The 22,683-nt window shown below is 65.5% G+C and carries 18 protein-coding genes; 8 read left to right on the top strand and 10 right to left on the bottom strand.

Features of this window, described 5'->3' with window-relative positions; genetic code table 11:
• Nucleotides 1–2 precede the first annotated feature (2 nt).
• The 5 genes from kdpB to ACTZWT_RS20775 all read right to left on the bottom strand — a co-directional run bounded on the left by kdpB (nucleotide 3) and on the right by ACTZWT_RS20775 (nucleotide 7,411).
• A complete protein-coding gene (gene kdpB, locus ACTZWT_RS20795) occupies nucleotides 3–2,075 on the bottom strand; it encodes a potassium-transporting ATPase subunit KdpB (protein WP_444771582.1) in 2,073 nt (690 codons plus the stop codon).
• A 13-nt stretch (nucleotides 2,076–2,088) separates the two neighbouring features.
• Nucleotides 2,089–3,792, bottom strand: coding sequence for a potassium-transporting ATPase subunit KdpA (kdpA, locus tag ACTZWT_RS20790; RefSeq protein WP_444771581.1), 1,704 nt, complete (start codon nucleotides 3,790–3,792; stop codon nucleotides 2,089–2,091).
• Nucleotides 3,793–3,802: 10 nt separating this feature from the next.
• Entirely contained in the window at nucleotides 3,803–3,892 is a 90-nt protein-coding gene (gene kdpF, locus ACTZWT_RS20785) for a K(+)-transporting ATPase subunit F (RefSeq protein ID WP_156332441.1), read from the bottom strand.
• 224 nt (nucleotides 3,893–4,116) lie between these two features.
• On the bottom strand, nucleotides 4,117–6,831 hold the full coding sequence (locus ACTZWT_RS20780; protein ID WP_444771580.1) for a bifunctional diguanylate cyclase/phosphodiesterase: 2,715 nt from the start codon (nucleotides 6,829–6,831) through the stop codon (nucleotides 4,117–4,119).
• A gap of 211 nt (nucleotides 6,832–7,042) precedes the next feature.
• Complete coding sequence (locus ACTZWT_RS20775; RefSeq protein WP_444771579.1) at nucleotides 7,043–7,411, bottom strand: hypothetical protein; 369 nt, start codon at nucleotides 7,409–7,411, stop codon at nucleotides 7,043–7,045.
• Between the two features lie 489 nt (nucleotides 7,412–7,900).
• Between ACTZWT_RS20775 and ACTZWT_RS20770 the strand changes: the two genes are divergently transcribed.
• Entirely contained in the window at nucleotides 7,901–8,098 is a 198-nt protein-coding gene (locus tag ACTZWT_RS20770) for a hypothetical protein (protein ID WP_444771578.1), read from the top strand.
• Here the strand turns inward: ACTZWT_RS20770 and ACTZWT_RS20765 are convergent, their stop codons facing one another.
• The 4 genes from ACTZWT_RS20765 to ACTZWT_RS20750 form a co-directional block, all read right to left on the bottom strand.
• A complete protein-coding gene (locus tag ACTZWT_RS20765) occupies nucleotides 8,099–9,364 on the bottom strand; it encodes an acyl-CoA dehydrogenase family protein (RefSeq protein WP_444771577.1) in 1,266 nt (421 codons plus the stop codon). It abuts the gene before it with no gap.
• 78 nt (nucleotides 9,365–9,442) lie between these two features.
• The gene (locus tag ACTZWT_RS20760; protein WP_444771576.1) at nucleotides 9,443–9,787 is read right to left on the bottom strand and encodes a c-type cytochrome; all 345 of its coding nucleotides are present in this window, start codon (nucleotides 9,785–9,787) and stop codon (nucleotides 9,443–9,445) included.
• An 8-nt stretch (nucleotides 9,788–9,795) separates the two neighbouring features.
• Nucleotides 9,796–10,233, bottom strand: a complete 438-nt coding sequence (locus ACTZWT_RS20755; protein WP_444771731.1) for a hypothetical protein — start codon at nucleotides 10,231–10,233, stop codon at nucleotides 9,796–9,798.
• A gap of 194 nt (nucleotides 10,234–10,427) precedes the next feature.
• The gene (locus ACTZWT_RS20750) at nucleotides 10,428–12,203 is read right to left on the bottom strand and encodes a putative bifunctional diguanylate cyclase/phosphodiesterase (protein WP_444771575.1); all 1,776 of its coding nucleotides are present in this window, start codon (nucleotides 12,201–12,203) and stop codon (nucleotides 10,428–10,430) included.
• Nucleotides 12,204–12,379: 176 nt separating this feature from the next.
• Between ACTZWT_RS20750 and ACTZWT_RS20745 the strand changes: the two genes are divergently transcribed.
• Complete coding sequence (locus tag ACTZWT_RS20745) at nucleotides 12,380–13,222, top strand: SDR family NAD(P)-dependent oxidoreductase (RefSeq protein WP_444771574.1); 843 nt, start codon at nucleotides 12,380–12,382, stop codon at nucleotides 13,220–13,222.
• Between the two features lie 65 nt (nucleotides 13,223–13,287).
• Here ACTZWT_RS20745 and ACTZWT_RS20740 read toward each other — a convergent pair whose 3' ends face one another.
• Nucleotides 13,288–14,664, bottom strand: coding sequence for a cytochrome P450 (locus tag ACTZWT_RS20740; protein WP_444771573.1), 1,377 nt, complete (start codon nucleotides 14,662–14,664; stop codon nucleotides 13,288–13,290).
• A 313-nt stretch (nucleotides 14,665–14,977) separates the two neighbouring features.
• On the opposite strand from ACTZWT_RS20740, the gene htpX reads away from it, so the two are divergent.
• The 6 genes from htpX to ACTZWT_RS20710 all read left to right on the top strand — a co-directional run bounded on the left by htpX (nucleotide 14,978) and on the right by ACTZWT_RS20710 (nucleotide 22,671).
• A complete protein-coding gene (gene htpX, locus ACTZWT_RS20735) occupies nucleotides 14,978–15,931 on the top strand; it encodes a zinc metalloprotease HtpX (RefSeq protein ID WP_444771572.1) in 954 nt (317 codons plus the stop codon).
• A 400-nt stretch (nucleotides 15,932–16,331) separates the two neighbouring features.
• Entirely contained in the window at nucleotides 16,332–17,747 is a 1,416-nt protein-coding gene (locus tag ACTZWT_RS20730; protein ID WP_444771571.1) for an MFS transporter, read from the top strand.
• 200 nt (nucleotides 17,748–17,947) lie between these two features.
• Complete coding sequence (locus ACTZWT_RS20725) at nucleotides 17,948–18,985, top strand: branched-chain amino acid ABC transporter permease (protein WP_444771570.1); 1,038 nt, start codon at nucleotides 17,948–17,950, stop codon at nucleotides 18,983–18,985.
• Nucleotides 18,982–20,754 (top strand): branched-chain amino acid ABC transporter ATP-binding protein/permease, encoded by a 1,773-nt coding sequence (locus tag ACTZWT_RS20720; protein WP_444771569.1) that lies wholly within the window; start codon nucleotides 18,982–18,984, stop codon nucleotides 20,752–20,754. Before ACTZWT_RS20725 ends, ACTZWT_RS20720 begins: the two co-directional genes overlap by 4 nt.
• On the top strand, nucleotides 20,751–21,476 hold the full coding sequence (locus ACTZWT_RS20715) for an ABC transporter ATP-binding protein (RefSeq protein ID WP_444771568.1): 726 nt from the start codon (nucleotides 20,751–20,753) through the stop codon (nucleotides 21,474–21,476). The genes ACTZWT_RS20720 and ACTZWT_RS20715 overlap by 4 nt, the downstream gene beginning before the upstream one ends.
• Before the next feature lie 43 nt (nucleotides 21,477–21,519).
• Nucleotides 21,520–22,671 carry an ABC transporter substrate-binding protein gene (locus ACTZWT_RS20710; protein WP_444771567.1) on the top strand — a complete coding sequence of 384 codons (1,152 nt, stop codon included), beginning with the start codon at nucleotides 21,520–21,522 and terminating at the stop codon, nucleotides 22,669–22,671.
• Nucleotides 22,672–22,683: the final 12 nt, after the last annotated feature.

The following is a 22,683-nucleotide window of genomic DNA, read 5'->3' as shown; positions in this document are numbered from 1 at the left end:
GTTCAGGCGAGGTGCAGGGCGGTCACCGCGAGATCGATGACCTTGATTCCGATGAACGGCAGCACCAGGCCGCCGAGGCCGTAGATCAGCAGATTGCGCCGCAGCAGCGCCGCCGCGCCGACCGGGCGATAGGTCACGCCCTTCAGCGCCAGCGGGATCAGCGCGATGATGATCAGCGCGTTGAAGATGATGGCCGACAGGATGGCGCTCTGCGGCGTCGATAGCCCCATCACGTTGAGCGCGCCGAGCTGCGGATAGAACGCCACGAACATCGCCGGAATGATGGCGAAGTACTTGGCGACGTCGTTGGCGATCGAGAAGGTGGTCAGCGCGCCGCGCGTCATCAGCAATTGCTTGCCGATCTCCACCACTTCGATCAGCTTGGTCGGATCGGAGTCGAGGTCGACCATGTTGCCGGCCTCGCGCGCCGCCTGGGTGCCGCTCTGCATCGCCACGCCGACATCGGCCTGGGCCAGCGCGGGGGCGTCGTTGGTGCCGTCGCCGCACATCGCGATCAGCCGGCCATTGGCTTGCTCGCCGCGGATGTAGCGCAGCTTGTCCTCGGGGGTGGCCTGCGCGATGAAGTCGTCGACGCCGGCTTCCGAGGCGATCGAGGCGGCGGTGACAGGATTGTCGCCGGTGATCATCACCGTCTTGATCCCCATCCGGCGCAAGGCAGCGAAGCGCTCCTTGACGTCCGGCTTCACCACGTCTTTCAGATGGATGACGCCGAGCAGCCGGCCGCCCTCCGCGAGCCCGAGTGGCGTGCCGCCGGAGCGTGCGATGCGGTCGACCGCGGCGCGGAACGCGGGCGGCTCGGCGATGTCGGCGCCGGCCTCGTCGCGGACGAATTTCAGGATCGAATCGACCGCGCCCTTGCGGAGTCTGCGGGTGCCGAGATCGACGCCGGACAGCCGCGTCGTCGCCGAGAACGCGATGAAGTTCGCGTCGCCGGATGTCGCAGCGTTGGCGAGGCCGTGCTTCTCCTGCGCCAGCGCCACGATCGAGCGGCCTTCCGCAGTCTCGTCGGCCTGGCTGGCCAGCAACGCGGCCTCAGCCGCCTCGGCGTCGCTGACGCCCGGCACCGGGATGATCTCCGAGGCCAGGCGATTACCGAAGGTGATGGTGCCGGTCTTGTCGAGCAGCAGCGTATCGATGTCGCCGGCGGCTTCCACCGCGCGGCCGGACATCGCCAGCACGTTGAATCGCACCAGCCGATCCATGCCGGCGATGCCGATCGCCGACAGCAGCGCGCCGATCGTGGTCGGGATCAGCGTCACGAACAGTGCCACCAGCACGATCACCGAGATCGATCCGCCGGCATAGGCCGCGAAGCTGGGGATCGCATCGACCACGACCACGAAGATGATGGTGAGGCCGACCAGCAAGATGTTGAGCGCGATTTCGTTCGGCGTCTTCTGGCGCTCGGCGCCTTCGACCAGCCCGATCATGCGGTCGAGAAACGACGAGCCGACCGCCGCGGTGATCCTCACGACGATGCGGTCCGAGATCACATTGGTGCCGCCAGTGACCGCGGAGCGGTCGCCGCCGGATTCGCGGATCACCGGCGCGGATTCGCCGGTCACCGCGGCCTCGTTGATCGAGGCGATGCCCTCGATCACTTCCCCGTCGCCGGGAATGGTGTCGCCGGCCTCGCAGACCACCAGATCGCCGACCTCGAGACGTTCGGCGGCGACGCCTTCGTACAATTCGGAGTTGCCCGGCATCAGCAACCGCTTGGCGACGGTCTGGGCGCGGGTCGAGCGTAGCGCGTCGGCCTGCGCCTTGCCGCGGCCTTCGGCGACCGCTTCGGCGAAGTTGGCGAACAGGATGGTGAACCACAGCCAGATCGTGATCTGCAAATCGAAGCCGAGCGTACCGTCGCCCGCGACCAGATTGTGGATCGTCAGGATCGTGGTAAGCGCGGTGACGATCTCGAGCACGAACATCACCGGATTCTTGATCAGCGTGCGCGGATCGAGCTTGACGAAGGCGTGGCCGATCGCGGGGAGCAGGATTGCCGGGTCGAGAATGGTCGGCGACGCCGCCCGCTTGCGGAGTTTGGAGGTGTGCATGGTTGTTCTCCGATTAGTAGGCGGCGCCGTTCAGCATCGCGAGATGCTCGACGATCGGGCCGACGGCGAGCGCCGGAAAGAAGGTGAGGCCGCCGACGATGACGATGACGCCGACGAGGAGGCCGACGAACAGCGGGCCGCTGGTCGGGAAGGTGCCGGCGGTCGCGGCGATCTTCTTCTTGCCGGCGAGCGAGCCGGCGATCGCCATCGCCGGGATGATCACCCAGAACCTTCCCAGGAACATCGCGACCGAGCCGGCAAGGTTGTAGAACGGCGTGTTGCCGGAGAGGCCGCCGAATGCCGAACCGTTGTTGGCCGCCTGCGAGGTGAAGGCGTAGAGCACTTCCGAGAAGCCGTGCGGGCCGGCATTGGCCATCGACGCCACCGCCGGGGGATACACCACGGCGATCGCGGTGAAGCCCAGCATGAGCAGCGGCAGGATCAGGATCGCGAGCATCGCCATCTTGACCTCGCGCGCCTCGATTTTCTTGCCGACATATTCCGGCGTCCGCCCGACCATCAGTCCGGCGAGGAAGATGGTGATGATGACGAACAGCAGCATGCCGTAGAGGCCGGCGCCGACGCCGCCGATCACGATCTCGCCGAGCTCCATGTTGATGATCGGGATCATGCCGCCGAGTGCGGTGAACGAGTCGTGCATCGCATTGACGGCGCCGCACGAGGCCGCGGTGGTGATCACCGCGAACAGCGCCGAGGCGGCGATGCCGAAGCGGACTTCCTTGCCCTCCATATTGCCGCCGCTGAGCCCGAGCGATTGCAGGATCTGTGTGCCATTGGCCTCGGCCCAATAGCAGACCGCGACGCCGGCGAGGAACAGCGTGCCCATCGCGGCGAGAATCGCCCAGCCCTGGCGCTGATCGCCGACCATCCGGCCGAACACATTGGTCAGCGCCGCGCCGAGCGCGAAGATCGACAGCATCTGCAGGAAGTTCGACAGCGCGGTCGGGTTTTCGAACGGGTGCGCGGCGTTGGTATTGAAGAAGCCGCCGCCATTGGTGCCGAGCATCTTGATCGCGACCTGCGACGCCACCGGCCCCAGTGCGATCGTCTGCCTGCCGCCTTCGAGCGTGGTCGCATCGATAGACGGCCCGAGCGTCTGCGGGATGCCCTGCCAGACCAGCACAAGCGTCAGGACGATGCAGATCGGCAGCAGCACGTAGAGCGTGCAGCGGGTGATATCGACCCAGAAATTGCCGATGGTCTTCTCCGAAGCACGGGCGAAGCCGCGGATCAGGGCCACCGCCAGCACGATGCCGGTGGCGGCGGACAGGAAGTTCTGCACCGTCAGACCGAACATCTGGGTGAGATACGACAGCGTGCTCTCGCCGCCGTAGTTCTGCCAGTTGGTGTTGGTGAGAAACGAGATTGTGGTATTGAGCGCCAGATCCGGCGCCACTGCGGCTTGCCCCGCCGGATTCAGCGGCAGCAGCGGCTGCAGCCGCAGCAAGAGGTACAGAGCCACGAAGCCTGCGGCGTGAAACAGCAGCATCGCCAGCGTGTAGGTCAGCCAGTGCTGCTCGCGCTGCGGATCGACGCCGGCGAGACGATACAGGCCGGCTTCGACCGGCCGCAGCACGAACGACAGCGGCGTGGTCTGGCCGTTGAAGACGCGGGTGAGGTAAGCGCCGAGCAGCGGCGTCAGCGCGACGATGATCGCGCAGAACAGCGCGATCTGGGTCCATCCGATGAGGGTCATTGTGGCGCTCCTAGAAACGCTCGGGGCGCAACAGCGCATAGACCAGATAGATCAGCAGCAAGGCGCTGACCGATGCGGCGAACAGATAGTCGAACGTCATGGCGTTGCTCCTCAGATACGTCCGCACGCATAGGCGTAGCCGATGGTGGCGGCGAACAGGCCGAAGCCAGTGAGGAGCATGAGAAAATCGAACATCGAAGCCTCCTGATGATCGGGCTTCGGTTCAGCTAGGCCTCCCGAAATAAGGAAGCGATGCGGAATTGCCGGCGGGGGCATAAAGGCGGCATAAAGGCCGCTTGCGGACCGAGGACGGATCCGCTTGCGTCAGGCCGCCCTGATGCCGCGATGCTCGGAGAGCAGCATGCGGAATTTCGCCGAGGGCACGGCCGGGCTGAACAGCCAGCCCTGCATCTGGGTGCAGCCGAGCGCGCGCAGGATGTCGCGCTGCCGTATGGTTTCGACGCCTTCCGCCGTGGTCGTCATTCGCCGCGATGCCGCGATATTGACCACGGCCTCGACGATCGCTGTCGAGCCTTCAGCGGTGTCGATGTTCTCGACGAAGGCGCGATCGATCTTGATCTTGTCGAACGGGAAACGCTGCAGATAGCTGAGCGACGAATAGCCGGTTCCGAAATCGTCGAGCGAGATCTTCACCCCCAGCGCGCGAAGCAGGTTCAGCGTCGTCAGCGCCGCGTCGTCGTCGTGGATCAGCACCGCTTCCGTCACTTCGAGTTCGAGCCGCCGCGCGGGCAATCCGGTCGATCCCAGCACCGATGCGACCAGCAGCGCCAGCGTCGGCTGCCGGAACTGGACCGGCGAAATGTTGACGGCCAGCGTGATGTCCTCGTCCCACTGCACCGCCTCGGCGCAGGCGGCGGCCAGCGTCCAGGCGCCGATCTCGTTGATCAGGCCGGTGTCCTCTGCGATCGGGATGAATTCCACCGGCGAGATCATGCCGCGGGTCGGGTGCCGCCAGCGCAGCAGCGCCTCGCAGCCGGTGATCGCGTCGCTCCGCAGATCGACGAGCGGCTGATAGTGAATTTCGAAGCCGCCGTCGGCGATCGCGGTGCGCAGGTCGAATTCGAGTTCGCGGCGCGCACGCGCAATCGCATCCATCGCCGGCTCGAAGAACCGGAAGGTGCGCCGGCCCCCCGCCTTGGCGCTGTACATCGCCAGGTCGGCGTTCTTGATGAGCTGGTCGATATCGGCGCCGTCCCCCGGCGCGATCGCGATGCCGATCGAGGCGTCGGTCGACAGATGATGGCCGAGGCAATGGTACGGCGCGCGGATCGTCTGGAGGATCCGCTCGGCCAGTATAGTAGCCTGGTCGCTGTCGGCGGCGCTGGACGCGATGACCGCAAATTCGTCGCCGCCGAGGCGCGCGACGAAGTCGCTGGCGCCGACGCATTCGCGCAGCCGAACCGCGACCTGCTTCAGCAATTCGTCGCCGATCGGATGACCGAGCGTATCGTTGATGCTCTTGAATTCGTCGATGTCGATATAGAGCAGCGTGCAAGCCGCGCCGCCCTGGTTGCGGTGCAGCTCTCGTTCCAGCCGCTGCCGGAACAGGCTGCGATTCGGAAGATCGGTCAGGCTGTCGTAATGCGCGAGATAGGCGATTTTCTCGCTGTCGCGGATTCGCTCGGTGATGTCTTCATGCGTCGCGACCCAGCCTCCGCCCGGAACCGGAACGCTCGAAATCTGGATCGCACGATCGTGGGAGCCGTGCACCGCCGGGCTCTTTTCGACCATCACGGCCTGAACGATGCTGTTGCAATACTCATCGATATCGCCCTTGAACGATCCCAGCGCATGCCGGTGAGCGATGATGTCGCGGAAGCTGCAGCCCGGCTTCACGATCTCCGGTGAAAGCCCGTACATCTGGATGTAGCGCTGATTGCACACGACCAGGTGCTGCGACGCGTCGAACAGCAGCAAGCCCTGCGACATGTTGTTGATCGCAGTGTTGAGACGTTGCTTGTCCAGCGCCAGCCGCGCCTGCGTCGCATGATGCTGCTTGCCGAGCTGCCGGATGATCAGCAGCAGAATGCTGCTGACGACCAGCGCCGAGACGGTGGCGGCCGAGATCAGAAGCTTGGTCTGCTTGCGCCACGCCGCCAGCGCCTCGTCCGTGGTGGTGGCGGTGACGACGACGATCGGCAGACTCGCGAGCGAATACGACGACACCAGCCGCTCGCGACCGTCGACCGGGCTGGTGACTTGCATGGTCACGTTGGATTCGAACAGTCCGAGCTGGGCCACCTTTCCAGACCGCAGATTGCGTCCGATGCTGTCGTCGGCATGCGGATAGCGCGCCATCAGCACGCCATTGCTGTGATGAAGCGAGATCGCGGAATCGCCGCCGAGCGACACCGAAGCCAGAAAATATTCGAAATGCGCCGGGGTGAGCGATCGGCTGACGACGCCGACGAATTCGCCTCGGGCATTGTTGAGCCGCTGCGCGAGAACGATTGTCCAGCCGCCGGCGAGGGTATTCTGCACCAATTCGACGGTGGTCTTCGGCGCGATGCCGGCCTTGTGAGCCTGGAAGTAGGACTGCTCGGCGATCGACAATTCGGGCACCGGCCAATGCGACGAATTGTTGATCAGGGTGCCGCGATCGTTGAAAATGGCGAGTCCCGTGATCTCCGGGTTGGTCCCGGCCTTGGCGCGCAGCATCTCGTGGGTTTTCAGCGTGGCCATCTGGCCGCTGAAGGCGTCGGCGGAGTCGACCTGGGCCTGCCTCACCAACGCGACCACCTCGGCCTGGATCGCGAGAAAATCCTCGAGTTCTCGATTGTAATGATGGGCCAGAAGCATGGCCGTATTGGCCAGCTCGCGCTCGCTGTTCTGCAGAGCCTTGGTACGGAAATCGCCGACGATCATCGTCGTCACGACCGCAATTGCGATGATCAACAGCAGGCCGCACCCCATCAGCAGCGCCACCGGACGGTGGCTCAGCAGGGTGCCGATGGCGAAGCGCTCGGATAGGGTCGACGAATCCGTGTCTCCGGTATCGCTGTGCGAGCTATTCCTCATTCCCATAGGAATAACTACCAGTGATGGAAGCCAAGTTAGCAATCACGGTAATCAAACCTTAAACGGCCTCCCCGAATCGGCGCCATCGAGCCGGCAAGATGGCCGCCGGCCTCGGCGGTCTGACAACGAAAAAGGGCCGACGGCTGGTGCCGCCGGCCCAATTCGGTTCGTCAACGGGCGATTGAGGTGAGCGAAGTGGCGCGACGGCGGATCAGTTGATCCGGGTGCCGGGACGCGTCGTTGTCGAGTTGGTATTACGATACACTTCGAAGACCCCAAGCGCGATCGCTGCCAGGAAGATGAACACGACAAGGTTGCGCGGCAGCAGCATCGACGCCGCGATCAGCGCCACCGAAATGGTGCACGCTTTGACCAGCTTCTGCTCGTCGGCGAAAAGCGCCTTGAACCGGTCGATGTTGTCCTGCTTCCACAACGGTGGCGACAGCGATTGCAATCCGAATTTCTCCCACGCGCCCCTGAAGCCGAGCTCGCGCGCCCACAACAGAAACAGCGCGATCACGAAAGCGAGCAGGGCGACGACAGCCCCGGGTGGACCACCCGCGTAGCCGATCACGACCACAAGAGCGACCGCAAATGCAGCGAGCCAGAATTGCATGTGATGTTCCTATGTTCACCCGGTTCTCGGGTGCCTTTTCGGGTTCGTCCACGCACGCATGACCGCGAGTGGAGGGAAAGGACGCCAAGCACGCGTACGCGACAGCAGAGGTCGTCATCCAGGACTGCGTCCACGATCTGTACGCAAAGCGAACCGGCGCGTCCCGATGCCAGCTCTGTTCGATTAAAACAAATGAGGAACGGTCGCCAGTCAGGCGAATTGCTGACAGGATCCATTGGACGAAGGTCATTCGCCGACGCGACGCCGCGACGAACGGCGGGCTCGATCGTCGCGGTCCCGGGTCACCCGTGTGGCTCATGACCGAGCCTGATCCGCTGATGATCAGGTGCCGCGCAGCGGTCTGATCGGGCTGTCGGTATTCCTACGAGCCCTGAATTTAATCTCTGCGTAATGACGTTCCACGAATAGTCGCTGTCATGGAGATCAGCCACCATGATGATGCAAACGCTCGAAACAACCGATGTGAAGGAAGCCCGCCGCTCGCGTATCGCCCAGTTCAGCGGGCGCGCGGCGACACTCAAAGTCGGCGGACTCTGCATCACCGGCGTCGTTCGCGCGGTCAAGGAGGATACCAGCGGCGAGACGCCGCGATGGATCGTGACCGTGATCGAGAAGCGGCCTCGCGCCTGATCAGCCCCCGATCAGGGCTTCCGGCGGAATGAAGTGGTGGGCGTTGCGGCCGGCCTGCGCCTTGGCCGACGCCAGTTCGGCCCGCGCGACGACGCGCAGATGGACTTCGTCGGGGCCGTCGAGAAAGCGCATCGCCCGGCCCCAGGTCCACAGATAGGACAACGGCGTATCCGGCGTCAGCCCCATCGCGCCAAACACCTGCATCGCGCGGTCGACGATCCTCGTCTGCAACCGTGCGGCGACCAGCTTGATTGCCGACACGTCGATTCGGGCGGCCGCATTGCCGTCGCGGTCCATGCGGTGCGCCGCTTTCATCACCAGCAGGCGCGCCTGGTCGATTTCCAGCCGCGATTCCGCGATCCAGTCCTGGATGTTGGCGTAGTCGGCCAGATGCCTGCCGAAAGCCTTGCGCTCCAGCGCCCGCTCGCACATCAGTTCGAGCGCGACCTCGCACTGGCCGATGGTGCGCATGCAGTGATGCACGCGGCCGGGGCCGAGCCGGTCCTGCGCCAGTCTGAAGCCCTTGCCCTCTGTACCGAGCAGGTTGGACGCGGGAACGCGGACGTTGCGGAACAGCAGTTCGCAATGGCCCTCGGGCGAGTGATAGTGCATCACCGGGATGTTGCGGACGATGCTCAGCCCGGGCGTGTCCATCGGCACCAGCAGCATCGAATGCCGCTCGGTGGAATTCGGATCGAGATGCTCGCCTGTGACGCCCATCACAATCGCCAGCTTGCAGTTCGGATGCGCGGCGCCGGTGATGAACCATTTGCGGCCGTTGACGACGTAGTCGTCGCCGTCGCGGGTGATGGTGGTGCGGATGTTGCGGGCGTCGGACGAGGCGGCGTCGGGCTCGCTCATCGCGAAGCAGGAGCGGATCTCGCCGATCAGCAGCGGCTCCAGCCATTGCCGGCGCTGCTCCGGCGTCGCGGCGAGCTGCAGCAACTCCATATTGCCGGTGTCGGGCGCGTTGCAGTTGAACACTTCCGACGCCCAGTGAATTCGGCCCATGATCTCGGCGAGCGGCGCATATTCGAGATTGGTCAGGCGCTGGCCGGGATCGTCGGCGCCGAGGCCGGGCAAAAACAGATTCCACAGATCCTCGGAGAAGGCGCGCGACTTCAGCCGCTCGATCAGCGCCGACGGATAGCGGCCGGCGGCGACGTCGCGGTGCCAGGCGACATTCGCCGGTTCGACGTGAAAGCGCATGAAGTCGGAGAGCTGCGCGCGTAGCCGCACGACCTTGTCGCTGTCGTCGAAATCCATGGCGCGGCCCTCAACAGGATAGGCCGCGGCGCGGCGGGACGGATGGCGGGTGACGTCTGCAGCGTCCCGCGCGGCGCATCAGTCGCGCTTGAGACTGAGGATGTAGCGCACGATCTCGTCGGCGTCGCCGGGCGCGATGATGAGATTCGGCATGTCGGTGTGGTTGGACCGCAGGAACACCTTGAGCGACAATTCGGTGGTCGATGGCATGTTGGCGATGCGCACGAACGCCGGCCCCTTGCCGCTGAGCACCTCGTTGCGCTCGACGGCGTGGCATTCCTTGCACCAGCTCACCGCCAGCCGGTGGCCGGCAGTGACGGCTTCCGGCAGCGTCGCACCCTCGGCGCGGTGCAGCCGGACCGCCAGCAGCACCGCAGCGATCAGGAGGATGGTCGCCAGCAGACGGATCCAGCCGTGCGACATCACAGCAGTCAGTGACGGGCGGACAGAGGCGGAGTGTTCTGCAACTCTTCCGCCAGCGCGTCGAGCGTCACCTTGTTGGCGCAATAGGCCTGATAATGATCAGCAAGCGAACCGTCGGCGATGTCGTGGTCGCATTCGCTCTTGTGGCGGCACAGCGCGCAGACGCGCTCGAGATCCCGCATCACCAGCGGCTGAGTTCGCGCAATAGCCTCCTCGCTGATGCCGAGTGCTTTCAGAAGCAGCGGCAACTCCTCGACCTTGTGCGGGCCCTGGCGCACCAGTTCGTCGAGGTCGGTGGAGGTGACGCCGAGATCGTGCGCGATGCGGCTGAATTCGGCGGCGTCGAACTGGCACATCTCGGATACGTCGCGCCGGTGCTTGAGCCAGTCGGCGAAGGTCTCGATCAGCCGATCGACGAAGGGGTAGGGGCGAGAATTGGCAGGCATGGCGCCCTCCAGATTTGTCGGGGATGGCGGACCATCGCCGATGATCTGGTTGGTCACATTGCGCCAGATCAAGCCGAACAACTTCAAATCGAAGCCTGGGCGTGCTTGAAAATGGTCAGCAATCAAGGGTTTGGGGGAAATACGAGGTCGGTTCGGCGGCAGCCCTGCGTCCCGCGCAGATAGCTCTGCGCGAGCTAACCGCGCCCCACGTTGATGCGCGAAACGACAGGCCGCGCCTGCTCGATCTGGCGGCCCGACGCGCTCGGGCGACCGCTGATGAATCCCTGCAGCGAGGGCCTCAACTCCTCGAGGAAGACCGGCTTCGAGAAGTAATAGCCCTGGGCGTAACGAATCCTGGTCATGGTTTGAAGATAAGCGAGTTCCTCGAACGTCTCGATGCCTTCGGCGATCACCGTCATGCCCAGCGCCTCGCTCAGCGATTCGATCGCCTTGAGGATGCCCTGGCTGCGCGGCCGCCTGTGAATGTCCGTGATGAAGGAACGGTCGATCTTGATTTCGTCGGCGGTGATGTCCGCCAGCGCCGACAATGACGAGTAGCCGACGCCGAAATCGTCGATCGAAATGCCGACGCCGATGTTGCGCAGCATCGGCAGAATTTCGCTCTGGAAGTGGCTCTTCGTGACGAAGGCGTCTTCCGTCACCTCGATGATGAAGCGCGACGGGCATTCGGTCGCGGCGAGAGCCGCCGCAAACGATTGCATGAAACGGGAATTGCCGGCCTGCTTGGCCGCGACGTTGATGCTGATGCTGGCATCGGCGCCGAAGGTGTCGTTGATCAGGTCGATCGATTTCACGATCTCGGCGAGGACCAGATGGGTGAGTTCGTCGATCAGCCCGAGTTCGACGGCCAGATCGACGAAGGTGCCGGGCGCCTGAATCACGCCGTCATCGTCGCGCAGCCGCACCAGCGCCTCGATGCCCTTGATCTCGCGGGTGCGGATATCGACCTTGGGCTGGAATGCGCAGCAGAATCGCCTGTCGAGGATCGCCTGGCGCAGCGACTGCTCGACGGCCATCCGTTCCAGCGCCTCCCGCTCCATCGCGACGTCGAACATCGCCGCGGCGCCCTTGGTCGCGTTCTTGACCCGGTACATCGCGATGTCGGCGTTCTGGCGCAGCGCCTCGAAGCTGCTTCCGTGCTCGGGATACAGGCTGACGCCGGTCGACGCCGAGGCGAACAGCTCCGACCCCTCGATATAGAACGGCGCCTTCAGTCGCTGCAGCAGGAAGTCGATGTAGTCGGCGACTTCGGTCCGGCTCTCGATCGGGTTGAGCAGCAGCAGAAATTCGTCGCCGCTGATGCGCGACAGCATGTCGGTCTCGCGCAGATCGAGGCCGAGTCGTTTGGCCACCCCGACAAGCAGCGCGTCGCCGACCGCGTGGCCGTAGTAATCATTGATCTGCTTGAAATTGTCGATGTCGAGAAAGGCGAGCGCAAACCGGTTCGGCGGGCCGTCGACGCTCAGCAAGGCGTTGGCGTGGCTCTCGATGACGCTGCGGTTCGGCAGCCCGGTCAACTCGTCGAAATAGGCCCGGCGGAACAGGTCGTGCTCGATCGCCTTCTGCTCTGTCATGTCGATGGAACTCGACAGCAGCAGCCGGCGTCCCCCGATCTCGAGCGGCCGATGCGCGGTCAGGAAGGTGCGAGCCGTCGCGCCGTCGCCGGCGCGCTCCTCGCGGATCGCATCGCGACCGGCGGCAAGCAGCGCGATGCCATCGGCGCGGCGCTGTTCGATCGCGAAGGCGGCGTCGTTGACGACCAGAAACTCGCCCTGGTCATCCTGCACCGTCACCGCCGAGGGGAGCGCGCGGATGATTTCCTTCAGGATCTGAAGATCGATGGCTTCGGCTGTCGCCTGCAAACCACCCCCGGGCGAAGTCCCTGCGGTGGCGCTGGTGGGCGGTTCGATCGCATCGCCGGGGATTTCGGGGGGTGCTGCACTGGACATCGCAGCAGAGCATGGCAAGCTTGATTGTAATAAATGTTAAGTTCCACGCCGAAAGGTTGTGACAAGTCTGCGTCCTGCTCGATTTGAATTGCGACGCTGCGATTTGTCATTAACAAAGCGTCAATCAACGAGCTGAGCTCAGTGAAAACTGCGCCGCAACAAGGGGAGACGGGACGATGGGACGGCTGAACGGCAAGGTCACGGTGATCACCGGCGCGACCAGCGGGATTGGACTGCGCACGGCCGAAGTATTCATCGCCGAGGGCGCTCACGTCGTGATTGCCGGCCGTCGTGCGCCCGAGGGTGAAGCGCTGGCTGCGAAGCTCGGGCCGTCCTGCATCTTCAGGCAGACTGACGTCACCGAAGAGGATCAGATGAAGGCGCTGATCGCTCAGGCGATCGATTCCTTCGGACGGATAGACTGCCTGTTCAACAATGCCGGCGGTCCGGCGCAGACCGGCGGCATCGAAGCTCTCGAGGTCGACCGGTTCGACGCTGCGATGGCGACGCTGGTGCGCAGCGTGATGCTCGGGATGAAGCACGCCGCGCCGCACATGAAGAAGCAGGGTTCCGGCTCGATCATCAACAACGGCAGCATCGCCGGCCGTCTCGCGGGGTTTTCGTCCTCGGTGGTCTACGGCGCGGCCAAGGCTGCGGTGATTCACCTCACCAAATGCGTCGCGATGGAGCTCGGCGAATCCGGCGTCCGCGTCAACAGCATCTCGCCGGGGGCGATCGCGACCGGCATCTTCGGCAAGGCGCTCGGGCTGACCACCGAGGCCGCGGAGAAAACCTCGGCGACGATGCGCGAGATCTACAAGACGGCGCAGCCGATCCAGCGCGCCGGCATTCCCGAAGACATCGCCCAGGCGGCGGTGTTTCTCGCCAGCGACGAGTCGGGCTTCATCAACGGCCACGACCTTGTCATCGATGGCGGCATCACAGGCGGTCGCAACTGGACGCAACAACAGCAGGGCTATGTGGCGCTGCGCAAGGCGTTCGATCACGGCGAGGGGTGAGCAACACGGTTGCTCTGGATTGCTTCGCTTCGCTCGCGCAATGACGAGAGACGCTGTTCTGCTAACTACTTCACGGGCGCCATGTTGACCCGCAGCCCGTCCTTCGGCTTCGGGATCGGCCACATCTGCCACGACGACTGGTAGTTCGGCGGCAGGCCGAGGCTGAGGTTCTGCAGCAGATGCACCGCGAAGCACTTCGCCTGCATGTAGGCGAAGTTCAGCCCGAGGCACATATGCGCGCCGCCCCCATAGGCGACCCAGGCGAAGCGGTGGCGGCCACGCTGCGCCTCGTCGGTGAAGCGGAGCGGATCGAACTTGTCCGGGTCGGGCCAGATCTCCGGCATGTGGTGGGTGTAGAGCGGGTTGATCGCCACCATGGTGCCGGCCGGAATCGTGTAGCCCTTGAAGGTGAATTCCCGGGTGGCGCGACGCGGCAGCGACGGCACCGGCGGCCGCAGCCGCATCGCTTCCTTGAACGCCATCTCGGTCAAAGGTAACGCATCGAGCTGTTCGAACGTCATCGCTTCACCCGGCCTCAGGCCGAGGCCGGCGATTTCCTCCCGCAACCGCTGCTGCCAGTGCGGATCGGCGGCGAGTGCGGCGACGAACGAGGTCAGCGACGAGGTCAGCGTGTCGTGTGCCGCCATCATCAGGAAGCTCATATGGTCGACGATGTCCTGCGTCGACAGCAGCGCGCCGTCCTCATGGGTGGCGCGGCATAAATGCGAGAACAGGTCGTCGCCGCCCTTGGCGCGGCGAATCGGGATCTGTTCGGAGAAGTAAGCCACGATGCGCTTGCGGCCGCGGACGCCGCGCGCCATCGCCGTGCCGGGCCACGGCTTGCGGATCGGCGCGACCGAAGCCGCCACCATGTCGACGAAGGCGGCGTTGACCTCTGCGGTTTCCGCACCGATCGCAGTGCCGAGGAACGAAGTCGCGGCGAGGTCGAGCGTGAGCTGCTTCATCGCCGGATAGCACAGCATCTCGCCGGGCTGCGCGCGCCACTGCGCCACGCGGTGCGCGATGCCCGAGTTGAGCTCGGCGAGATAGGACTGCATCGGACCGGCCTTGAACGCCACCGACAGCGCGCGGCGGTGGAGCCGGTGCTCGTCGAAGTCGAGCATCATCAGCCCGCGTGGAAACAGCAGTCCGAGGATCGATCCCCAGCCATGGGTCGAGGAGAACAGCTTGGTGTTGTCGAACAGCACCAGCTCGTTGGCCTCCGGCCCCAGCAGCGTGATGCTGGTCTCGCCGAGCACCCGGCTGCGATACACCGGTCCATAGGTCCGGCCCATCATCTCGACCTGACCCTTGGGATCAGCGAGCACATGGAGGGTCCGACCGATGATCGGCCAGCCTTCGTCTCCGGGGATGTGGGCGAGCGCGCTGCGCGGCGGCGGCCGTGTGGCAACCAGCGACGAATCCGCAGCCTGGATCGACATGGAGTTCCCTCGACGTTTCCTGTGGCCGTTGCGGAGGTGAGCCTCCGTCTCTTGCCCTTGTTGCAGTTGAAAATAGGAGGCGTCTGATCGGCTTGGCAAGCGCTAACTCGGCAGGCGCGCGGTCATGATGCCGCTATTTGCAAGAGAACGTCGATCGGCGGGACGGCGATCGGTTCTGGATGCGGCTGCCGATCGCTTTGCCGCAGCAAACCGCGACGCGCTGCCGCACGGGCCGATCTTGTTCGAAAGCAAAGAGTTACCATCTCACGGATGCGTGACCTGCTCTACCGGAGCGGGACGCAGGAGGAGGACCATGAGTTACTTTAAAACCGCGATGTTGCTTGCCGGTATGACCGCGCTGTTCATGGGCGTCGGCTACCTGATCGGCGGCGCCAGCGGCGCGATGATCGCGCTGGTCGTCGCCGCGGCGATGAACATCTTCACCTACTGGAATTCCGACCGGATGGTGCTGTCGATGTACGGCGCCCAGCAGGTCGACGAACGCACCGCGCCGGATCTGGTGCGGATGGTCGCCGAGCTGGCGGGCCGTGCCGGCCTGCCGATGCCGCGCGTGTTCATCATGGACAACCCGCAGCCGAACGCGTTCGCGACCGGCCGCAATCCGGAGAACGCCGCGGTCGCCGTCACCACCGGTCTGATGCAGTCGCTCAGCCGCGAGGAACTCGCCGGCGTGGTGGCGCACGAGCTGGCGCACATCAAGAACCACGACACCCTGCTGATGACCATCACCGCGACGATCGCCGGTGCGATCTCGATGGTGGCGCAGTTCGGCATGTTCTTCGGCGGCAACCGCGAGAACAACAACGGCCCGGGCCTGATCGGCTCGCTGGCGCTGATGATTCTCGCGCCGCTCGGCGCTATGCTGGTGCAGATGGCGATCAGCCGGACCCGCGAATACGCGGCCGACGAGATGGGCGCGCGGATCTGCGGCCAGCCGATGTGGCTCGCCTCGGCGCTCGGCCGGATCGAAAATGCCGCGCACCAGGTGCCGAACTATGAGGCGGAGCGCGCGCCCGCGACCGCGCATATGTTCATCATCAACCCGCTGTCGGGCCAGGGCATGGACAATCTGTTCGCGACCCATCCCTCGACCGAGAATCGCGTTGCGGCGCTGCAGCGTCTCGCCGGCCAGATAGGCGGCGGTGGTGCGAGCTTCGGCCGGCCGAGTAGCCCGTCGCCGCGCGGCCCGTGGAGCGGTGCGCCGCGCGGCAGCGGCCAGCCCCGGGCGCGCGGCCCGTGGGGTTGATGCGCCGGCACCGACCGCATTGCAGCATGAGAGAGCGAAGGCCCCGGATCACACCGGGGCCTTTTTGCTGACCATTGTTCGCCCCCTCGTTGCGAGAGCGAGCGACGAAGCAATCCAGCAGCGCCGAGCACCGAGGCGCTGGATTGCTTCGCTTCGTTCGCAATGACGGGGAAAGGTCGTTGACAGATGACCGCCTGCTTCTTCAGATTGGTGCCGATAATTTTGCGGAGCGACCCACGGGCCGTTTCGTGACACCTGTTTTCGAGCCTGTTTGCATTTTCGATCGCCGCCCGATGGCGACGATGTCCCAATTCATTCCGGTTACCTGCCGGGTAATCGACCCGATGACGACGGGCTGCGACGCTCCGGCTTCCGCAGCCGTTTGCCCAGGATCGTCGCCATGGATCAGACCCTCGCCGTTACCACGGATTCTTCGCGCCGCTGGCGGGTGCTGGCGATCGTGGTTTCCGCGCAGTTCATGTTCGGCGTCGACTCCTTCATCGTCAACGTGGCGATCCCGACGATTTCCGCCGAGCTGAACGCCTCGTCGTCGCAGCTCGAGGCGGTGATCGCGATCTATCTGATTGGCTATGCGACGCTGATCGTCACCGGCGGCCGGCTCGGCGACATCTACGGCACCAGGACGGTGTTCCTCGCCGGCGTGATCGGCTTCACGGTGACCTCGCTGTGGTGCGGGCTGGCGCGATCCGGCACCGAGCTGATTTTGGCGCGGCTGGCGCAGGGCACGACTGCGGCGCTGATGGTGCCGCAGGTGCTGGCGACGCTGCACGTGCTGTTTCCGGATGCTGCGCGCGCCAAGGCGTTTGCAATCTATGGGATTGTTCTCGGTCTCGCCGGCGCGGCCGGCTTCGCGCTCGGCGGGCTGCTTGTGACGCTCGATCTCGGCGGCTACGGCTGGCGCGCGATCTTTTTCGTCAATGTTCCGGTCGGGCTGATCATCCTCGCCGCGGCGGCGTGGGTAGTGCCGCAGGCGCCGCGGCGAACGGGCACCAGGCTCGACCTGCCGGGCGCGGCGATCCTGTTCACCGGCCTGTTGTGCGTGATAGGCCCGCTGCTGTTCGGCCGCGAGATCGGCTGGGCGTGGTGGGTCTGGGCGGTGATGGCCGGCGGCGTCGGCATCGTGCTGATATTCCTGCGCTACGAGCGCGCGGTCGCGGCGCGCGGCGGGATGCCGCTGGTCGATCTCGGCTTGCTCGCCGACCCGGCCTTTGTGCGGGGGCTCGGCGCGGTGTTCTGCTTCTTCTTCGCCAATCAGTCGTTCTACCTAGTGGTAACGCTGTACATGCAGATGGTGCTCGAGATCCCGCCGCTGCAGGCCGGCCTGGTGTTTCTGCCGCTTGCATTGGCCTTCGTCATCGCGTCGCGGCATTCGGGCGCGCGCGCGAAGCGGCGCGGGACGCTGGTGCTGATCGAGGGCTGCCTGCTGCAGATCTCGGGTCTCGCGCTGGTCGCGCTGACGGTCGCCACGATCGCGGCGCCCACGCCGTTCCTGCTGGCGCTGGTGCTGATCGTGACCGGCTATGGCCAGGGCCTGGTGATGGCGCCGCTGTCGGGCGCTGTGCTGTCGACGGTGCAGGCGGCCAGCGCCGGCTCCGGCTCCGGTCTCTACGGCACCACCACACAGATTTCCTCGGCCGCCGGCATCGCGGCCATCGGCTCGATCTACTTCTCGCTGGCCGAGGCCTTCACGGGGCAGTTCGCGTTTCTCATGGCGCTGACGCTGATCGCCGGCTCGGTCGCCGGCAGCGTCGTCCTGCTGCACTGGATGCGGCGGGCGGCTTTGGTCCCATCGTAGGGATGTTTGGCTTTTGCCCGATGCGCTAAGGCTTCGATGCCGCGCGTCGGGGGACCGCGCGGCATGTTGCTGCGCAGCGTCGATCTTTGACGGCTTTCCGCGTCATGACCCCCTTGAATTAAACGAGCGGTTGGTGAATTTTACCAGCCGTAGCGAAAACCGGGCGGTTCAAGCGCCCGGGTCGCGCCGGGGGAGGACGCGTGGACACCACGATATTCCTGTTTCTTTTGCAGGACGGCATCATCAATGGCGCCGTCTATGCGCTCGTCGCCATTGCGCTGGTGCTGGTGTTCGCGGTCACGCGGGTCATTCTGGTGCCGCAGGGTGAATTCGTCGCGTTCACGGCGCTGACCATCGCCGCGCTCGAGAACGGCGTCGCGCCGGCGACGCCTTGGCTGTTGCTGGCGCTCGGATGTCTGGCCGCGCTGTCCGAGCTGATCCGCCATTTCCGCGATCTCACGCTGCGCCGCGTCGCCTGGATCGCGCTGTTCGATCTGGCGCTGCCGGTCGCGCTGCTGCTGCTGACGCAGGCTCTGGCGCCGATGAAGATCGGGCAGGTCGGCAGCATCTTGCTGTCGATTGCGCTGATCATGCCGATGGGGCCGATGCTGTACCGCATCGCCTTCGAACCGATCGCGCATTCCAGCGTGCTGGTGCTGCTGATGGCGTCGTTCGGCGTGCACTTCTCGCTGATGGGCCTCGGCCTGTTGTTCTTCGGCCCCGAAGGCACCGGCACCACGCCGCTGTCGTCGCAATCCTTCTCGCTCGGCGAGTTGCTGATCACCGGCCAGAGCGTCGCCGTGCTGGTGGTCACCGCGGTGCTGCTGGCGCTGTTCGCGCTGTTTTTTGGCCGCACCCTGCTCGGCAAGGCGCTGCGCGCCTGTTCATCCAACCGCACCGGCGCGCGGCTGGTCGGGATTCCGATTTCCGCCGCGGGCCAGATCGCCTTCGCGCTGGCCGCGCTGATCGGCGCGGTGTCCGGCGCGCTTGTGGGGCCGCTGATGACGGTGGCTTATGATTCCGGCTTCCTGATTGGACTGAAGGCGTTCGTCGCCGCCATCCTCGGCGGGCTGGTGAGCTATCCGCTGACCGTGCTGGCGGCACTCACGGTGGGATTTGCAGAAGCGTTGTTTTCGTTCTGGGCCAGCAATTTCAAGGAAGTGCTGGTGTTCACGCTGATCATTCCGGTGCTCGCCTGGCGCTCGATCGTCGCACCGCATGCCGAGGAATCGGAATGAAGCTCCCCGCGCCCCGGCTGATCCGCGCGGCTGTCGCTGCCGCGATCCTGCTCCTCCCGTTCAGCGGACTGATGCCTGACTATTGGATCACGCTGTTCAATTATATCGGCATCTCGAGCCTGGTGGCGATAGGGCTGGTGCTGCTCACCGGCGTCGGCGGCATGACCTCGTTCGGCCAGGCCGCCTTCGTCGGCTTCGGCGCCTACACCACCGGCGTGCTGACGGTGTATTACGGCATCTCGCCGTGGCTGACGCTGCCGGCGGCGATCCTCGTCACCATGATCGTTGCGCTGGCGGTCGGCGCGATCACGGTCCGACTGTCCGGTCACTATCTGCCGCTCGGCACCATCGCCTGGGGCATCGCTTTCTTCTACTTGTTCGGCAATCTGAGCTGGCTCGGGGCCCATGACGGCCTGCCGGGAATTCCATCACTGAAGATCGGCGACTACGCGCTGACGGCGCCGCGCGATTATTTCGTCGTGGTCTGGATCGCCGTGGTGCTGGCGGTGATCGCGACGCAGAATCTGCTGAACGGCCGGGTCGGCCGCGCGGTGCGGGCGCTGCGTCGCTCGACGCGCGCCGCGGAAGCGTTCGGCGTCAACACCGCCGGCGCCAAGCTGATGGTGTTCGTCTATGCGGCGATGTTGGCCGGGCTTGCCGGCTGGCTCTACGCGCATTTCCAGCGCTCGGTGTCGCCTGGCCCGTTCGGCATCACCGCCGGCACCGAATATCTGCTGATGGCGGTGCTCGGCGGCGCCGGGCGTGTCTATGGCGCGATCCTCGGCGCCGCCGGCATCACCTTCCTGCGCGATCAGTTGCAGGATTGGCTGCCACGGCTGCTCGGCCATACCGGCAATTTCGAGATCATCGCCTTCGGCGCCGTGCTGGTGCTGCTGCTGCAGACCGCGCCGAATGGGCTGTGGCCGATCCTGTTCGGCCCGCCACCGGCGCCGAAACTGCCGCGGCCTCCCGACGGCGACCAGCTGCCGGCCCGCGCTTTGCCGGCGCCCGGCACGAAGCTGCTGCAGGCCGATCAGGCACGCAAGACCTTCGGCGGGCTCGTTGCTGTCAACGACGTCGGCTTCGAGGTCGACAGCGGCCGGATCATCGGCCTGATCGGCCCGAACGGCGCCGGCAAGAGCACCACCTTCAACCTGATCACCGGCGTGCTGCCGCTGACGTCGGGGCGGATCGAATTCGAAGGTCACCCGCTGCAGGCGCAGACGCCGCAGCGCGCGGCGTCGCTCGGGCTCGGCCGCACTTTCCAGCATGTCGAGATCGTCGCCGACATGAGCGTGATCGAGAACGTCGCGCTCGGCGCCCATCTGCGCGGAAGGGCCGGCGTGCTGCGCGCGATGCTTCGGCTCGATCGCGCCGAGGAGGCACTTCTGCTCGACAGTGCGATGCGCGCGCTGGCGCGGGTCGGCCTCGCCGATGTCGCCTATGAACCGGCGGGCACGTTGGCGCTCGGCCAGTTGCGCCTGGTCGAGGTCGCCCGCGCGCTGTGCCTCGAGCCGCTGCTGCTGCTGCTCGACGAACCGGCCGCCGGGCTGCGCGTCGGCGAGAAGAAGGCGCTGGCGAAGTTGCTGCGCGAAGTCAGGGCCGAAGGCATGAGCGTGCTGCTGGTCGAGCACGACATGGATTTCGTCATGAGTCTTGCCGATCGCCTGGTGGTGCTCGATTTCGGCACCAAGATCGCCGAGGGCGCGCCGGCCGCGATCCGTCAGGATCCGGCGGTGCTCGAGGCCTATCTCGGAGGCGTGTCGTGACCGGGCCGCTGCTCGAGGTGCAGAATGTCAGCGTCGCCTATGGCCGCGCCGAGGTGGTGCACGACGTCTCGATCAAGGTCGAGCAGGGCGCGCTGGTCACCGTGATCGGCGCCAACGGCGCCGGCAAGACCACCCTGCTCAACGCCATCATGGGCCTGCTGAAAGCGCGCGGCCGGATCGGCTTCCGCGGTGAGGACGTCAGCAGCGTCATGCTGGAATCGCGGGTCAAGGCCGGACTTTGTCTCGTGCCGGAGCGGCGCGAGCTGTTCGCCGACATGCCGGTCGAGGACAATCTGCTGCTCGGCGGCTTCCGCCGCAGCCGCGCCGAGCGCAAGGCGAGCATCGAGGAGATCTACGCCCGACTGCCGCGGCTGCAGGAGCGGCGCGGGCAGCTCGCCGGGACGCTCTCCGGTGGCGAGCGGCAGATGCTGGCGATGGGCCGCGCGCTGATGGCGCGGCCGACGCTGCTGATGCTCGACGAGCCGAGCCTCGGCTTGGCGCCGAAGATCGTCCGCGACGTATTCCATATTCTCACCGATCTGCGCACGACCGGCGTGTCGATCCTGCTGGTCGAGCAGAACGCCCGTGCGGCGCTGGAAGTCGCGGACTACGCCTACGTCATGGAGCTCGGCGCGATCACCAAGCAGGGCTCTCCGGCGGATATCGCCGCCGATCCGAGACTGGTCGAAAGCTATCTCGGCCTCGGCGGACACGAGTACTGACGATACGACGCGTACCTACAAGAACCAACGGAGGAGGACGTCAATGCAACAGACCAAGACTCTGATCGTCGCGCTGGCGACGATGCTGGCCGGCGTGACGGCGGCGCAGGCCGAGATCAAGATCGGCATCACTATGAGCGCGTCCGGCCCGGGCGCCGCGCTCGGCCAGCCGCAATCCAAGACGGTGGCGGCGTTGCCCAAGGAGATCGGCGGCGAGAAGGTGACCTACTTCGCGCTGGACGACGAATCCGATCCGACCAAGGCGGCGCAGAACGCCCGCAAGCTGCTGTCGGAAGAGAAGGTCGACGTGCTGATCGGCTCGTCGCTGACCCCGGTCAGCCTGCCGCTGATCGACATCGCCGCCGAGGCGAAGACGCCGCTGATGACCATGGCGGCCGCCGCGATCCTGGTCGCGCCGATGGATGACCGCCGCAAATGGGTCTACAAAGTTGTGCCGAACGACGACATCATGGCGGAGGCGATCGGCAAATACATCGCCAAGACCGGCGCCAAGAAGGTCGGCTATATCGGCTTCTCCGACGCCTACGGCGAAGGCTACTACAAGGTGCTCGCCGCCGCCGCGCCCAAGCTCGGCTTCGAACTCACCACCCACGAGGTCTACGCGCGCAGCGACGCCAGCGTCACCGGCCAGGTGCTGAAGATCATCGCCACCAAGCCTGACGCGGTGTTCATCGCCGCGGCCGGCACGCCGGCGGTGCTGCCGCAGAAGGCGTTGCGCGAGCGCGGCTTCAAGGGGCCGATCTACCAGACCCACGGCGTCGCCACCGAGGAGTTCATCAAGCTCGGCGGCAAGGATGTGGAAGGTGCGATCTTCGCCGGCGAGGCGTTCTCGGGCGCCGAGGACATGCCGGCCGACAGCCCGTTCCGCAAGGTCAAGGCGCGCTTCGTCGACGCCTACAAGGCCGCCAATGGCGGCGCCGCGCCGACCATCTTCGGCGTGCATCTGTGGGATTCGATGACGCTGGTCGAGAACGCGATTCCCGCGGCGCTCAAGGCCGCCAAGCCCGGCACGCCGGAATTCCGCGCGGCGATCCGTGACCAGATCGAGAAGTCGAAGGACCTCGCGCTCAACAACGGCCTGTCGAACATGACGCCCGACAATCACAACGGCTACGACGAACGCTCCGCCTTCCTGATCGAAATCCGCGACGGCGCGTTCCGGTTGAAGCAGTAACTACTCTTCGTC

The sequence above is a fragment of the Rhodopseudomonas sp. NSM genome (assembly GCF_052445935.1).
Taxonomy (GTDB): Bacteria; Pseudomonadota; Alphaproteobacteria; order Rhizobiales; family Xanthobacteraceae; genus Rhodopseudomonas.
Note: the sequence above shows the minus strand (reverse complement) of the source record. Positions and strands in the feature narration are given on the sequence as shown.